General features: G+C 39.8%; 12 protein-coding genes. 7 read left to right on the top strand and 5 right to left on the bottom strand.

The features are described 5' to 3' along the window. The 3 genes from LBH49_01665 to LBH49_01655 form a co-directional block, all read right to left on the bottom strand. Positions 1 to 648 (bottom strand): S1C family serine protease (locus LBH49_01665; GenBank protein ID MDR0351336.1); only part of this gene is annotated, 648 nt, incomplete at its 3' end. A gap of 30 nt (positions 649 to 678) precedes the next feature. Further along, on the bottom strand, positions 679 to 1146 hold the full coding sequence (locus LBH49_01660) for a hypothetical protein (GenBank protein MDR0351335.1): 468 nt from the start codon (positions 1144 to 1146) through the stop codon (positions 679 to 681). After that, positions 1143 to 1784 (bottom strand): sigma-70 family RNA polymerase sigma factor, encoded by a 642-nt coding sequence (locus LBH49_01655; protein MDR0351334.1) that lies wholly within the window; start codon positions 1782 to 1784, stop codon positions 1143 to 1145. Before LBH49_01655 ends, LBH49_01660 begins: the two co-directional genes overlap by 4 nt. A 198-nt stretch (positions 1785 to 1982) precedes the next feature. Between LBH49_01655 and mutL the strand changes: the two genes are divergently transcribed. The 5 genes from mutL to LBH49_01630 are packed head-to-tail and all read left to right on the top strand — an operon-like array spanning position 1983 to position 9244. Continuing rightward, entirely contained in the window at positions 1983 to 3746 is a 1764-nt protein-coding gene (gene mutL, locus LBH49_01650) for a DNA mismatch repair endonuclease MutL (protein MDR0351333.1), read from the top strand. A 42-nt stretch (positions 3747 to 3788) separates the two neighbouring features. After that, positions 3789 to 6128 (top strand): HDIG domain-containing protein, encoded by a 2340-nt coding sequence (locus LBH49_01645; GenBank protein MDR0351332.1) that lies wholly within the window; start codon positions 3789 to 3791, stop codon positions 6126 to 6128. Then, positions 6112 to 6978, top strand: a complete 867-nt coding sequence (lpxI, locus tag LBH49_01640) for a UDP-2,3-diacylglucosamine diphosphatase LpxI (protein MDR0351331.1) — start codon at positions 6112 to 6114, stop codon at positions 6976 to 6978. The genes LBH49_01645 and lpxI overlap by 17 nt, the downstream gene beginning before the upstream one ends. Before the next feature lies 1 nt (position 6979). Next, positions 6980 to 8209: an ABC transporter permease gene (locus tag LBH49_01635; protein MDR0351330.1), complete on the top strand. Its 1230-nt coding sequence runs from the start codon at positions 6980 to 6982 to the stop codon at positions 8207 to 8209. A 51-nt stretch (positions 8210 to 8260) separates the two neighbouring features. Next, positions 8261 to 9244, top strand: coding sequence for an HD domain-containing protein (locus LBH49_01630; protein MDR0351329.1), 984 nt, complete (start codon positions 8261 to 8263; stop codon positions 9242 to 9244). On the opposite strand, the gene LBH49_01625 is transcribed toward LBH49_01630, so the two are convergent. Then, positions 9239 to 9880: a ribonuclease HII gene (locus tag LBH49_01625; protein ID MDR0351328.1), complete on the bottom strand. Its 642-nt coding sequence runs from the start codon at positions 9878 to 9880 to the stop codon at positions 9239 to 9241. The two genes, LBH49_01630 and LBH49_01625, sit on opposite strands and share 6 nt — an antisense overlap. 76 nt (positions 9881 to 9956) lie before the next feature. On the opposite strand from LBH49_01625, the gene LBH49_01620 reads away from it, so the two are divergent. Then, on the top strand, positions 9957 to 13409 hold the full coding sequence (locus LBH49_01620; protein MDR0351327.1) for a hypothetical protein: 3453 nt from the start codon (positions 9957 to 9959) through the stop codon (positions 13407 to 13409). A 37-nt stretch (positions 13410 to 13446) separates the two neighbouring features. On the opposite strand, the gene LBH49_01615 is transcribed toward LBH49_01620, so the two are convergent. Beyond that, positions 13447 to 14073: a prepilin-type N-terminal cleavage/methylation domain-containing protein gene (locus tag LBH49_01615; GenBank protein MDR0351326.1), complete on the bottom strand. Its 627-nt coding sequence runs from the start codon at positions 14071 to 14073 to the stop codon at positions 13447 to 13449. Positions 14074 to 14202: 129 nt separating this feature from the next. Here LBH49_01615 and rpmF point away from each other — a divergent pair, with 129 nt between their 5' ends. Then, the gene (gene rpmF, locus LBH49_01610) at positions 14203 to 14391 is read left to right on the top strand and encodes a 50S ribosomal protein L32 (GenBank protein ID MDR0351325.1); all 189 of its coding nucleotides are present in this window, start codon (positions 14203 to 14205) and stop codon (positions 14389 to 14391) included. Positions 14392 to 14396 lie beyond the last annotated feature (5 nt).

Raw genomic sequence — 14396 nt, 5'->3', positions numbered from 1 at the left:
GGTTCTGGTCAATTTAACCGGAAATGAACTATTTTCATAGCTGGAATTTTCTCCGACGACTATGCCAAAATTTGGAGCTGGATCCAGCCCAAGTTTACATTCCACCGAAACCAAAAATTCACCACATTGAACGCTATCCCTGGGTTTTCCAATCATAATGTCGATGAAATCAAAATTGTCAGGTTTTTTGAGAAGTCTCACTATGGCTATGTTTGTAACGCGATCCAACCCAACAAGTTCTGCTGCATAGGATAGGCCATTATATTCCACCCATATATTGGTTGCTGCATCCACAATGGTTGCACTGGTAACCGTACGAGCAAGATCATCTATGAAAAAACCAGAGCCGAACAAAATTTTCCCATTATGCTCAGCGGATTTTTCTCGATTTGAAGCATCGGATTTAGTTTCCGTCTTGGCATCGGGTTTTGTATTCGAAGAATCATTGCCATCGATGCGAATGCCAATGATTCTGACCACAGAGTTTTTTCTCTTTGAAAAAATATCACTGACAAAGGAAAATGGAGATATCGCTGAGAATTCGATAGCTGTTCCACAATTTTTGCAGACACAACCATCGGACGTATCACCATTACAATAAAGTAGGCCGATGGTAGTTAGTGCAACTGCATAGAACACACACCTCATGACAACATTAATAGTAAACCAGTAGATGCACTAAAATGAGTTATTTGGCCTCGGCCAACAGGAAGATTCTGTCCCCAGAGAATTACTGACATAACAAGTTGTATTATGATTACCCGATGTATAGGCCACCAAGTCGTGACAACCGGTAATGGAAGTTAGCTCATTTTTGACAAAATGCTTTACACACGGAGGCGGCTCTTTTGGTTGACTGCGTTTACTTGGATGATCTTGGATTTCAAAGGCCATTATTATGGCAATCGAACAAGCAACGCAGGATATGAAGGAAACCACACTTCTGCTTGTCATAAAAAATGAATGAATCGCAGCCTTGGGGACCCCTTCATCCATCGAGGTTACCAGCTTACTATGGAGTTTGGTATCAAAATTGGCCCAGAAATCCCTTGATGGTATTTCGGCTTTTTTGATCTGCAATAGAGCCGACAACTTTTTATCCTGATCTTTCGATCGCCTATCATTAGATGGAAAAAATAATCTCATTTGATAAAATCCTCTAAATATGCCTGTAATTCAAGTTTGGCGTAGTGCAACCTGGACCGAACTGTACCCGGAGAGCAGCCCATTATTTCTGCAATCTCTCCATGGGATAATCCTTCGATTTCAAACAACACAACAGCCAATCTATGTTCATTAGACAATTTTTGGAGAGATTCGTTCAGTGCTTTTCGTAATTCTAAAAGATAAGCACTTTTTTCAGTCGGATTTTCCAAGGTAATTTTTTCGACCACATCTTTTGGTAATGCAGATTCATCGAACTGTTCTAGAGCCAAGAATCTGTTGGTTTTATGCTTCCGAAGATGGGACATGGTCATGTTAATTGCTATTCTATATAGCCAAGTGAAAAAGGCAGACTGACCTTTAAATTTATGCACAGAGCGAAAAGCTTTTATAAAAATATCCTGGGTTAAGTCCGCTGCATCAGAGGCATTTGACAATAAATGATACACCACCGAATACAATCTCTCGCGATATTTCTTCACCAAAGCTTCAAAGGCAGCCACATCGCCACATTGGGCTCTGGCTACCACATCCTTTTCCTCAAGAACTTCGCCATTCAAAATTACATCCGCAGTGCTAATATCCAGAGGACCAGGCTTTATTATTTCTATGCTACTCACGTCAATGATAACTCTCTTTAAATATAAATGAATGGCAATACAAAAAAATTTCCATGGCTTACATATCTTAGCTAGAGAAATGTAAAAAAGCAAAATTTTCCATAAATTTATAACAATGTATGATTTTTTTTGACTTGTCGTTCATGAAGTTATGATAAAGCATAGTGATTGAGCTCGATGGCTCATATTAAATTCTGTATGTCGAAAATAAAGATATTGCCGGAATATATTTCCAACCAGATAGCTGCTGGCGAAGTGGTAGAGAGACCTGCTGCTGTAATTAAAGAATTAGTAGAAAATAGTTTAGATGCAAATGCTACTAAAATTGTTGTCAGATTTTCCGCCGGAGGTAAGAATTTGATAGCCATTGAAGATAATGGCATCGGCATGTCCAGAGTTGATGCTGAGCTGTCAATGCTCAGACACGCCACCAGTAAAATAATCTCGGTAGAAGATATTCAAACCATTGATACGTTCGGATTTAGAGGAGAAGCTATTCCGGCAATTGCCAGCGTTTCTAAGTTTTTAATGCGGACCAATGATGGTAATAGTGAAGCCGGTACAGAAATTTTTGTCCATGCAGGAAAAATCCAACATGTCAAAGAATGTGGGTTGACTTCAGGTACATTTATCGAAGTCACCGGATTGTTACATAGTCTGCCGGCCCGTAGGCAGTTTTTAAAGTCCGATGAGACCGAAACTGCGCATATAATAAGAGTAATGAGAGCTTTTATGTTGGCCGAACGGAAGGTGAAATTTGAACTATATAGAGACGGAAAATTGCTATTTTGTTCTCCGGTTTGCGATGGTTGGAGTCATAGAGCCTCTAAACTATACGGCGAATTCTATGCCGAATGGCTGTTTGATTTCGCAGATTGTTCCGGAAATATTTCGGTGGAAGGTGCCTTGCTTAATCCTTCATGTATAAATGCTAATAAAACAGAGATTGTTTGCTTTGTAAATAAAAGACAGGTACTGAGCCAAACTGTAAATAGAGCTGTTCGCGATGCCTATGCCGGATTTATACCTCATTGGCAGGGCCAAGTAGCATTTATATCACTGAATTTTCCGAAAAATACCATCGATGTGAATGTTCATCCACAGAAAAGGGAAGTTAGATTTAAAAATGAACGAGCAGTTAAGGATTTGATAGAGAAAGCCATATATAAAGCCATTGATTCATTTTTACTGTCAAAATCAGTGGTTGATATCTCCGGGTTTCAATCAAAAAAATCCATTGCTTCTAATTTGGAAGTCATTCCGGGGCCTAGGGCAAAATTTATGTGGGATAGGACCGGTAACGTTTTTCAATTACCTCCAAGGCAAACGCACATCCGTGAATTGGAACCATTAAATGTCGAACAAGTTGTGATAAATAGGGATCTGGAGTTAATTTTTATCGGCACTGTTTTCGGACAATTCGCTATTTTTGAATCGACGGATGGCCTCTGGACTTTAAATCTAAAAGCTGCATCAAGGCGAGTATTTTTCGAGAAATTTGTACATAGACAGATCAATGATGAACCTCAATGTCTTCTATTGCCTAGGGTTGTGCAAATGCCTACGACCGATGATGAAATCATCCATGGTGCCATGGATCTATTTTCGCGCTATGGCATTGTCATTGAAAAATTTGGAAAAGATCTATGCAGAATAGATGCTATACCTCCATGGCTTGATGAAATGATGGCAGAAAAATTGCTATTGGATGTCATTTCCGAGGTCAATAGTGGAAAAATAGCAATCGAAGTGATGGATCGTGAATGGTTTGCAAAATTAGCTAGTAGCTGTATCAATATAAAAAATTATGATGAAATGGAAAATGTAATGGAATTAGTTAAATCTCTGCTGTCTAGCAATAATCATATAACAGATCCCTGGGGCAATGTGACGCTGGTGGAAATCTCTTTAAATGAGTTAAAAAATAAATTTGGGTTATCTAAGCCTATAATAAGCTTGTAGATTAGCCAGCTACAGTTAGGGTTGTATCTATCTGAGAAACTTATGTGGTTTTCCAAAAAGTCAAGGCTCAGAACCTGTAAAGAATCAACAAATCATCGCTTATTGGATAGATATAACAATAATGCGCCGGTTTTGGTTACTGCACCTGTTCTATTGATTATATTAATACTATCTATTATTATATCAACGCTATGTTTTGCTTTTCGTAGTTCACTTTTTATTAAATTCATTCCAGGCCAAAAGGCCAAGGCAACGGTGATTGCTGATAAGTCTTTCATCTATGAAAGCGAAGAAAGAACAAGAATTGAAAAGAATAGGATTCGCAATCAATTGGCTCCGGTGTATAGCATGAGCTTTATTCACTATGACAGATTTGAAAAAGAAGTTTTCGCCCTAGACGACGAACTGGATAATCTAAGTAAGAATCTTGAAGGTGAAAAGATCGGTAATGCTTATATGTTTGAATTGAGAAATTTTGTAAGAAAATTCAACGATAGATATAATTCGGCCCTGGGTTGGGGTGATGTGGATGTATTACTTAAATCGATTGATGAAAATTCCAGAACTGCTGCCATAATTGAGGCTTTGCATATCCTGCGAGATGTTCTTGCCGATGGCGTTTATAGTAATTCGGATATTTTTGGAAACAATGAAGCTCCAATTCTCAATATAGAAATAAAAGGCAATACCAAGAAATCCCATGTTAGATCAGAAGATGATGCCATAAAGTTATTCAGAATACGCCTATCAGCAATGGACTGGCCTCTTGATCTAAAACAATCCCTGTTTAGAATAATGAAAAAAGGCATAGCTAAAAATTTATCCTATGATGAAGATGCCACCAATGCAAAAATTCTAAAGATGATACAGGATGTGGAACCTGTAAAAGAAGAAGTTCATGCCGGAGATATCATTGTGGAGGCCGGAACAGTGGTGAAGAGCTCGGTGCGCGAACGATTGATGGCCTATTATAGAAATATCGACGATTTAAATACTGTTGGGTATGTGTTAAATTCAGCAACCGTAAAGATATTTATAACGACGTTTATCATTTTACTACTTTCCTTTCTGTGCCTTAAAATGGCACCGGGCAGTGCACAGAGTTTATCTAAGAATTTTTTATTGATGCTGACCATTTTGTTTACTAATCTGATAATCCTGAGAGCAATATTTCAGATTGGAGAAGTCAAGCATTTCCGGGATTCGGAAGTTTTTGTACATATGTTGCCCTATATAAATCCATTTTATTTGAGTACAATACTCTGTACATTGCTCATTCGAACCTATGTGGGAGTGGTAATTGGTGGTCTTGTTTCTATTCTTTTCACCATGATGCTTGCCGAGAACATCGAGTTCATGTTGATGTGCATATTGGTTGTATTCATTGCAGCTCACTATTGCCGTAGAGCATCACTGAGATCCCAGGTTATCTATGGCGGCATGTGGTCGGCCATGGTCTTCTCATTTTCATCGATTTCGAATTTTTGGACGAAAGACATTACCTATTTTGTATGTCTGTGGCAGGTGTTTTGCTGTCTTATGACCGGCATTGTTACAACCATGTTTTCACTGGGGATTCTTCCATTGTTTGAAAAATGGTTCAAGTGTTGTACCAATCTAAGACTTGTCGAATTGACTGACTATAGCCATGAATTGATGAGAAATTTGCAGATACTAGCGCCAGGAACATATCATCATAGCTTAATTGTCGCGAACATTGCCGAGCAGGCTGCCATAGCTATGAACGCTAACTCCTTTCTGTGCAGGACTTCTGCCATGTATCATGATATTGGTAAAATAATAAAACCTGAATATTTCACTGAGAATCAAAGGGCAGGGTTCAATCCCCATGATGAAAAAACTCCCTTCGTGAGTGCAATAATAATAAAAACCCATGTGAGGGACGGTATTGCCATGGCCGAGCGGGCTGGTATACCGCCACGGGTGATCAATGGCATAAGAGAACACCATGGCACATCTCTAATAAGATATTTTTATAACAAGGCATTGCAGCAGATACAGCAGAGTGAGCGTGAATCTGAATTGGTCCCGATCGATGATCCAAAGGCTGCGGCCTTGGCGGCTGAAGCCATAGATGAGGCCGTTTTCAGGTATGATGGTCCGACGCCAAGATCAAAAGAAACTGCCATATTAATGGTGGCAGATTCGTTGGAAGCAGCCAGCCGATCGATGAAAAATATAAATCCCCAATCGGTGAAAATATTGGTGGATAATATTATCGATGAAAAAGTGGTTTCCCATCAGCTGGATGATTGTTCTATGACTTTGAAAGAGATAAACGAACTAAGAAAAGCTCTTTACTCAATTATGGTAAATATGTTACATTCCCGTGTTTCCTATGACGATGTTTCAAAAAAGTAGTAGTATCAGGTTAGATTCGGATTTCCTTCCCTATGATTTTGATGGATCAAACATCGTTGCACTGTTAGCTGGCAGTGGAATTTATCCAATTTTATGTGCCCAGCGCATGATCAAATCTGGTGTCAAGGTTAAACTGATAGCATTGGAAGATGAAACCGATGAGCAATTGCTTAATGCCTTTGGTGAAGATGATAAATTCATAATAAATGTAGGAAATCTAGGCAGGTTACTTAAGATATTGAAATCCATAAAGGCAGGTTATGTGATAATGGCTGGGCGGATACATCCCAAAAAACTATTCCATGGACTCAGACCGGATTGGCGAGCGCTGTTTTTACTGAGAAAACTAAATGTTCGAAATGCCGAAACCATCTTTGGCTCTGTATGCGAAGTTATTGAAAAGCATGACATTAAGGTGTTAGATGCCCGCTCGTTCATGGATGAAGACATAGTAAGTGTTGGCCAATTGACCGATGGAAAGTTTGACCTGAAGGATGAGGTCCTAAACTATGGTATTAGAATGGCGCGCGAGATAGCTAAATTGGACATAGGCCAAGGCGTCATTGTGAAGAACGGTACCGTGTTGTGTGTGGAAGAATTCGATGGCACCGATGCCATGTTGCTAAGAGCTGGTAAATTCAATGTGAGAAATGCTTTATTTGTAAAAACTTCTAAATTTGGCCATGATTTCAGGTTTGATGTGCCGGTTTTCGGGATGCGCACACTGGACTCTATGATAGAAGCTGGCATAAAATATGCTGCATTGGAATCAGATTGTACCATTGTCCTTGACAGGGAAAATGTGTTAGATCGTGCTAATCAGCTGGATATCAGGATATTTGGATACTGATATGCCTTGGTATTTCTATTTAGCTCTTAGGAATTTGTTTCCTTTTAGAAAGGTCGTTTCATTCTTTTCGTTGGTATCGATAATGGGTGTGGCCATCGGTGTGGCTGTATTGATTGTAGTACAAAGTGTTATGAATGGTTTTAATCGGGAGACGAAGGATAACATAGTCAATACCCAAGGTGAAGTTCGAGTGGAATGCAGCTCATTGATGAAGAATCCAGGAAATTTTGAGAAATTTTTCCTGGATGATGCTTCGGTGGCGTCAGTTTCTCCCTATGCCAGCGGTGTGGTCATGTTGCTCTACGGAAATCGGCCTGTTTTTCCAATGATAAAAGGTATTGATCTAAAAAAAGAATGCCAAGTTATGGCTCTAGAAAAGTTTGTAAAATCAGGGAAAATAGATGAACTGAGTGAGGAAACAGTTTTTATGGGATCTGGATTGGCCAGATCGCTTGGTCTAAGGGTTGGAGATGCGGTGGATATTTATTCTCCTCTAATCGTGGCAAGCATTGACAGCGAAGATATGCGATTACCTCGGGAGATGAGAGTTTGCTGTATCTTTGAAACCGGTGTTAGCTATGTGGATAATGCTTCTATATTATGTCCGTTGTCTTTCATGCAGGATCTCTACGAATTGGACGAAGGAATCCATGGCATGCTAATAAAATTGAAAGATTCAGAATCCGTTGATGATTTTGTGGAGAGGATGAGGAATAGCTTACCATGTGAAATAAACATATTCAGCTGGAAAGAATTAAACAAAGATCTGCTGTTTGTTTTGCGATTGGAAAAAACCATGATGTTTTTCGTATTAATGTTCATTTTATTGGTGGCATCATTTTCAATTTCCAGCACTTTGATGACTTCGGTGGTGAGGAAAACCCGAGAGATTGGATTGCTTCGGGCTCTGGGAGCGACCAAAACCCATGTCACGCTGTACTTTTTTGTCCAGGGGCTATTGATAGGATGCAGCGGAACATTTTTAGGATGCATATTTTCTTGGTTTGTGCTATGCCATAGGGATTTCATCGTCGATTTTACAGCAAAAATATTCAATTCTTCCTGGATGTTGTCTAAGTTTTCACATTTTGTTCATCTTCCGGTGGACTGTTCTGCTGGTGAAATTGTTATCATAGTTCTGTTTTCCGTATTAATATGTACATTGGCCGGAATGTTCCCGGCCTGGAAGGCCATGTGTATAGAACCTGCCATTGCGCTTAGGAATGAATAAAGTTTTGTAAAAACTTCTTGAGCTGAACGTTGGGCAAGTTATGGTTCGCCTATGATTGAAAAGTATTCGAATGCCTTGGAATTGCGTTCCATGCCAGAAGGTAAGACCATAGTATTTAAGTCAGTTTTAGTGGTGAAAAGAGTTGATATCAGGAACGCAAAAAATGGCAGCGAGTTTTTAAAAATAGAAGTAGGGGATAAGACTTCTAGCTTTAGCTTTACCTGTTTTGAAAATTCGGCCATATTCAATTCATTTCGTGGATGCAATGCTGGTGCAATAATTTTTTTGGAAGGAATGAATCGGCATTACAATGGCGTATTTAGCCCTGATATTCTCTCGGCAAGGAAATTAACCGAAACGGAGATAATCGATGGAAATTGGAAGCATCGATTGACGATGATTTCCGAAGAGCCTGTGGAGGAATTGGCCAAAGAACTCAATGACTATATTGCCATGATTACCAATGAAAAACTTCGAAATACGGTCACAGAAGTATTGGATGAACTGGGTGATAAATTTATTAATAGTGTGGCTGCTAAAAGTATGCATCATGCCTATAAAAATGGGTTACTGGAGCATACAGTCCATGTGGTTCGCAGTGGTGTGGCTTTACTGAAATTTTACCAAAATGTACCGATGGATTTGGCTTTGGCTGGAATGATCCTTCATGATGTGGGCAAAGTTCCTGAGTACATTGGAGATGTGGCAGTTGAGCGCACAAAGATCGGCCTTTTGCATGGCCATGTGGTGCTGGGCTATCAATTGGTCCGACGATTTTCACTTAAAAATGAACTTGAGCCAGAGATACTTGATCGCCTTGAACATATAATACTTAGTCATCAAGGAAGGCTTGAATATGGAGCAGTGGTCATGCCATCCACGCCGGAGGCAATATTTGTGTCGTTGGTTGATAATTTAGATGCCAAAATGGGGATGGTTAGTCATCTTTTGCGTACTACACCCGTCTCTCAGATATTTTCTGAAAAATTCCCTGGACTAGAATCCCAATTGCTTGTCGAACCGGCGGATCTATAATATTTTCCTTACAAACAAAGATCTATGTTCGGCCATTAAGCCATGGGTTTTTATGGCGGCGATATGTTGGCTAGTTCCGTAGCCTTTATGCCTGGCGAATCCGTAGCTGGGGTATAATAGGTCAAGGTTTTCCATATATCTATCGCGAGATACCTTAGCCGCTATGGATGCCATGGCAATGACCAGACTTTTGCCATCTCCCTTCGGAATACCGATGTGGTTGAATTTGAGAGTTTTTAAAAAATTTCCATCCACAATGACTGGTGTACCATGGCTGGCTAGATTTTCTAAGCAACGATGCATGGCAACTATGGTAGCTCCGAATATGTTAAGCTGTTCGATTTCGCCAACATCGGCGCTACAAATGGTCATGGATAGAGATCCAATGCTTCCAACTTCAACTAGTTTACTAAATAGCCATTCTCTTTTTTTAGGACTAATTTTTTTGGAATCATTTATTTCGCCAAGCCAGGAAAAATTATTTCGATTTCTATAAAAGTCTGCATCAAGTCGCACTGCAGCGGCGAAGACAGGTCCAGCCAAGGGGCCACGACCGGCTTCATCCATCCCTATAATGGCTCCGTTATTTTGTAGAATCTCCAGGTCAAAGGTGATTAATGAGCTGTTCGTTTTCATAAAATTACACCGAGCCGTGTGTTTCTAATTGATAGTTTCATTAAATTTAATATTTTAGTTATGGAATTTTTTGTCTATGAATCTAGTTAACTCTTTGGGTATAAATCAAAATAAAAAAATACAAATCCTTGAAGATAAAACTCTTTTAGAATATGTAAATCTTATGCTTATGTCAATGGGGCAGCCATATTTTGACAATGATGAAAGCCATTCAATTACAAAAATGGCTGTGCCTCTATTGTCAATGGTCAATGAATTGCGACTGCGACAGGATGGTGCCTATTGTCCTGCTGATAGGCGAATTATAGCATTTTTAGATGAATTTTTAAAAGAACTTCCGCCGGAAGAAAAGCATACTTGGCTTCCATATTCCACCATTACCACCGATCGCCATGGTGTTTCTCGGGTACTTTCATTGCCGCCGGATGCTGATGAATTTCACTCGGAATACATATCTTCCTATCGAGTCTGCCAGGGCATATTGCATAATCCAAAAATAGATCGACGGACCACAAAGGGTGTGTTTCATGTGGTGGAAGGTGGTCCAGAAGTTCCTGCTGATAAATTAGCTGTTCCAAAATTGGCCTTTTGTCGGATGCTTAAACATGCATGCAATCCGCCAGAGCCGCTGCTGGAAGTGCCATTCACTTCCACTAAAAAGACAAAAGCTTACTCCTTTGTATCAGGTTATCTAAAGCCCATAGTATGTCCAAAGATTCCAAGTTATTGCAATGAAATGCGGATGGAAATAAGATTTTTTACTCCGGGCTCATTGGTGAATTTTTTAGATATGGTGGAAAGCATTTTTGGTAGTGCAGGGTGTCCGTTTCTTGCCGAAAATGATGTGGCTTTTAGCCCCGATACCTGGACAGGGCACAGTGGTTGTATAATCATTGCTCCGCACCTCACCAAATTAACCAAAAAAGAACTTGGATTACCAAGGATTTCAGAAGCCACTGATAGGCAGATACGTGATGGCATGTGCTGGGAAAAAGATGACGAGTTGTATCATGACGGACAACCATTTAAAATAATGGCTCGGACCAATGCCGGTGTGGTGGTTTCGATCATTGCCGACAGCTACAATGGCTATGGGAAGAAAGAGATAAAAACCCATATAAGCTATTCGGCAAATTTAATGGGCATCTGCGAAGAAGAGCATTCAGGTGGTGCCGTTGCCTTTGCAAGCTACGATCTCAGTGATGATTTTTCTATGAATTACATAGAACATTGTGACCAAACCATGCAATATTTTTTGAAAGAATATGGCAATGCAGTTATAGTAAAAGACGAAGGTTATGCCATCGACAAAATGTTCAGCGATATAATATATGTGCCCGAAGATGCCCATTTTTTGATGATGGATCAGAAGATTTCTTGGTCGATCAATGGCCATGAAAAAGTAATAGATTTGGTGCCCGGTCATAGCTATATGTTGCCCTGTGGCTATAGAATTAAGTTACTAAAGCCAAAAGATGGCGACGGCTGGCGGATGATTGGTATCCGTGGCGATGGTGTATTTTGCCATAAACCATCGACGGTGTCCGGCGGAGGCAAGTCAGAGATTTCTAAATCTATCTCCGATAATATATTGCTCGGAAGCGTTGTCAGCGTGGACTTTGATAAGGATTGCGATGTAGTGGATGATATCATTAACCATGACTATAGCAATAGATATAAAATCAATGGAAAGATGGATTTGCACATTTTAGATAGGAAGAGATCCCTGGGGTCTGTCATCAAAATGTTTACCCAAAATAAAGAGCATTCCGATGAGCATAATGCATGGCTAAGAACGATTTCTCCTCATTTAAAGGATTTGCTGTATGTTCTAAAGGTCCATTATCGCGATGCCTGGGGAAGTGATTGGAGAAAATATTTTTCTGTGGATTTGATAAATGGTGCCAATGGCAACGAACTAAAGTACCTTAATAATAAATTGGTTTCACATTATCTTAGGATTGGATTGGTGAACGATAAACACTGGAGAACATTTACACTGCGCCACGATTTCTACCCAGCTAAAAAGATCCAAATGGAAGACGACATAACGGCTACGGCCGTGGTACCCACTCGCAGGCTTAATGGATTAAGTAAGCCATTTGAATCTGTAAAATTTGTCGAAAATTGCGAATTTAGGCTATATCAAAGGCCCGATGATGCAATCATTCCTGGCTATGACCATGGTGCCGAATTGGATATGACGATGCCAGATACTTTTTTGTGTAACTATCATCCACTTACTAAATCCGAGGTAGCTGATATGATAAAGGATAACATCGGATTTTCCAAATATACCGAGCCTATGCAGAAATTTTTGCAGAAATTTTTGAATGACGAAAAATCGCCAAAGTATGTGGTATGTCCATCGAAATTGAGAAAGATGCCAGATGGTAAATTCAGTACAAATCCAAGGTATCTCCAAAATAGGGAAGATCTTCTAAATCCAAGAACCATGCATATGATGGCCATGGGGTTGCGTTTGGCCAATAAACTTACTGCCAACCAGCATATCTATCATTCTGTGGATGTGGTGGTAGCTGGACGCCGAAATAACCCTCCGGAGAATGGAATAAAACCTCTATGCGTTCATAATCCACTTCACTATCTTGAGCTACCAGAACTTTTTATGGAATTTGCTTCGAATATGACTGGCAAATCACCGTCAACCACCGGTGCCGGACTGGAAGGAGTTATGACCAAAGGTCCTTTCAACTGTCTAAGCACAATCATAGATCTCAATAATACTTTGGTCAGTTTTCTCGTCACCGGCTATGGTGGGTTCATATCATCGGCAGGCTGTGTCGGTCCCAACGTGAAAATTGGCCATGACATATCCTATTTGATCCCGGAAATAGTATGTCGGATGACTTCGGCAGAAAGGAATCCTAAATACCTCATCGAGAATGGATTTTTTGAAAAATGTAACGATATAGTATATAACGGAAAGACCATTGCCTGCAGCAGATTGGGCTATCGCATAACAAAGAAATTCGTATCGACATTTTTCGGTCGAATACTTTCGAGTCCTGATACGGTGTTTTCCGAAGAAATATTAAAACCAGAGCTCCAGGATATGGATATTTTTGCCGACAGCATGGAAAATATAGTCAATGCCCATCAGCGAGCCGCAAATATATTCTTCGAAGATGGTTCCATAGCAAAGGCCTGTCCACCGATAAAAGCTCTGTTATATATAATGGCCAAAGGAGATTATGAGGGAATGACCATGGCTTCTCCGGAATTCAGGGACATGTTTTCCAATGAAAATATTTTGGATAGTGATTGGTATATTGATCGGCTTCGGGCTTACAGAGAAGTGACTTTAAATCGCTATAAAAAGTGCCTCAATTACATGCTATCATTCTGTGCCTCTCATCAGCATAGCCCGATTCTGGACTCAATGGGCTTGGCCAAATTGATAGAAGAAACAACTTCAACCATCCATAGGCTATCCAAGGATACAAAGGATACCTTGGCATTTGGTACCATAGGTGCTGACCCGGCGGTGCTCAAGGATATATGTTAAAAAAATAAAAGATCAAATTACTTTGTTAAAATACCGTTCAGCTTCTGCCATGAGCTTTGTCAACGGAAATTACCAAAGAATCCGGAATAAGCCATTTATGGGTGCCATTTTCATTTATCTCTTCGGGCTTTTCTTTGCTTTCCCATTTACCCATCTGATTGTTTGAGCCTGGAGTGAAATATAGATATTTAAGGCCATTGCAATTAGCCAATAGGGTGATTTTGTTGACCTTCGGAATTCCTGAAGATGCTGCTGAAGACGAGGTTGTGGGTTTCAGCTTGGGGTCATAATGTATGCTTAATTCTTTGTGTTCTTTATCAAAAACAAGCCAATAATCTATGAATATCGCCTTGGCTGCATTGGAAATAAATGGCAATGCTTTGTCATAGGAACGCCAATGAAGGTATGTGTCGCCAAGGTTATTGCTTCCTGGTAGAGAGCTGAAATCTATGTTATCTGCAGAGCCAAATGAAGCTTTAAATATTTCTCCAGCAAGAGTTTTATTAACACTATATTCCTTTTCTCTGGATAAATCATGTTTGCCTTCTTTGCTCCATAGGCTCATAAAGGTTATGGCAGTGGACGCACAGCCAGTCAGAACTATTGCTCCTATGCTTATGGCGAGAAGCATTTCCATTAGTGTAAATCCATATAATTTTCGCATGAGTTTAATATAGTTTAGAGATTGTGGTGACAATGTCAAATGAATGAAATTTGTATTCTTTGCTAAAAAGACCTTGACGAACCATGGAGTGACTACTTAAATCAATAAAAATTATCAAGGAGGTATTAGATGGCACAGCCCAAAAGAAAACAATCCAAACAAAGAAGTCGTAAAAGACGTGGAGCCAATAGGTTTATTGCACCGCAGTTTTCGACAGATAAGTCTGATGGTTCACTGTTTAGACTTCACCATGTGAATCCAGAAACTGGTATTTATAGAGGAAGACAGGTCATTGATCTCAACGATGATGCTGACTAATTGCT

This window comes from Puniceicoccales bacterium (genome assembly GCA_031255005.1).
Lineage (GTDB): Bacteria > Verrucomicrobiota > Verrucomicrobiia > Opitutales > LL51 > JAIRTH01.
The sequence above is the reverse complement of the archived record's forward strand: the minus strand, read 5'-3'. Positions and strand labels throughout refer to the sequence as shown.